Annotated in this window: 2 protein-coding genes; one reads left to right on the top strand and one right to left on the bottom strand. The window is 75.3% G+C overall.

The annotated features are described in order from the left end of the window. A partial coding sequence (locus GA0115240_RS04960; protein WP_141708731.1) for an alkaline phosphatase PhoX occupies nt 1-1,001 on the top strand: 1,001 nt, incomplete at its 5' end. 18 nt (nt 1,002-1,019) lie between these two features. On the opposite strand, the gene GA0115240_RS04955 is transcribed toward GA0115240_RS04960, so the two are convergent. Continuing rightward, nucleotides 1,020-1,554: TerD family protein (locus GA0115240_RS04955; protein ID WP_141708730.1), on the bottom strand; the 535-nt coding region annotated here is incomplete at its 5' end.

Below are 1,554 nucleotides of genomic sequence, written 5' to 3'. Positions count from 1 at the left end.
TCGACGACCCCGCGGGGCTGCTGGCGCTGCCGGTCGGCTTCTCCTACCGCGTCGTCAGCCGCGGCGGCCCGGGCGGTCAGGAGCCCGGCACGCAGCCCGTTCCGCACGGCGATCCCACCCCGTGGGGCAGTCGGCTGACCCGCGCGGCGGGCGAGGACGGCGGGTACGTCGCCGAGACGGCCCCGGACGACGGACGTACCGACGCCGATCCCCGGCCGGTCCGGGCGCTGGGCCGCTTCGCGCACCGGGCGGTGGTGGCGGACCCCCGGCGCGGCCACCTCTACCTCACCGAGGACGCCTCCGGCCCCGACGGCCTGCTCTACCGCTGGACCCCGCCGCGGGACTTCGCCCACGGCCCCGGCCGGCTCGCCGCGCTGAGCGGGACCGACGGCGCCCTGCAGGCCTTCCGCTGCTTCGACTCGGGCGGGCGCTTCGTGGCCGACCTGTCGCGGGCCACCCGGATCGGCACTGTCTACGGCGTCGATTGGGCGGACGTGCCGGACCGCGCGGCCCGGCAGATCCCGGTGCGCGCGCAGTTCACCGGCGGCCAGGTCACCCGGGCGCCCCGGCTGCAGGGCATGTGCTGGGCCGGCCACGGCCCGTACATCGTCTCCGCCCACCCCCGCGAGGACGGACCGGTGCGCGATCAGGGCGCGGTCTGGTTCTACAACGCCTCGCGCCGCACGTTGACGCTCACGGCGCTGCTGGGCGCCACCGCGCAGCCCGCACCGGGCGGCGGCCTGGTCCTCGCCGGGGAGGGCGACCGCGGCCACTGGCTGTACGGCACCCTCGGGGACGGCCGCAGCTACCCGCTGGCCCGCAACCAGCTGAACGCCGGCAGCGCGCAGCGGCCGGAGTACGCCGGCTTCACCGCGGCGGCCTTCTCGCCCGACGGCGGCACCCTGTTCGCGGGCATCGGGCCGGCCGGCCTCGTCGTGGCCGTCACCGGCCCGTGGCGCCCGCCGGCCGCGGCCGCCCCGCGCGCGGCGGGACGGCCGTGAGCGTGCGACCGCCGCTGGTCACAGCGCGGCCGCGCCCGGCTTCTGCAGGGCCTTGGCGGTGCGGGCGTCCACGAACTGGCCGAGGGCGGTCATCTCCCACTCGCCGGAGAACTGCTTGACCAGTTTCGCCATCAACACCCCGGTCCGGGCCTCGCCGTTGGTGAGGTCGAAGCGGACCAGTTCCTCACCGGTCGCCTCGTCCAGCAGCCGGCAGTACGCACTCTTGACCTTGTTGAACTTCTGGCCGGAGAAGGAGTTCACGGTGAAGACCAGTCCGGTGACCTCCGGCGGCAGCCCGCTCAGGTGGACGGTGATCGCCTCGTCGTCGCCCGAGCCCTGGCCGGTCAGGTTGTCGCCGTGGTGCTGGATCGCGCCGTCGAGCACCATCAGCTTGCCGAAGTAGCAGGTGGCGATCTGGTTGCGCGCCGGGCCGTAGGCGATCACCGACGCGTCGAGGTCGATGTTCTTGCCGCCGAAGGCCGGCTCCCAGCCCAGCCCCATCCGGACCGAGGACAGCAGCGGCTTGCCGGCCTTGACCAGCGAGACCGTCTCG

Origin of the sequence: Streptomyces sp. DvalAA-14 (assembly GCF_900091855.1) — a bacterium.
Lineage (GTDB): Bacteria > Actinomycetota > Actinomycetes > Streptomycetales > Streptomycetaceae > Actinacidiphila.
Note: the sequence above shows the minus strand (reverse complement) of the source record. Positions and strands in the feature narration are given on the sequence as shown.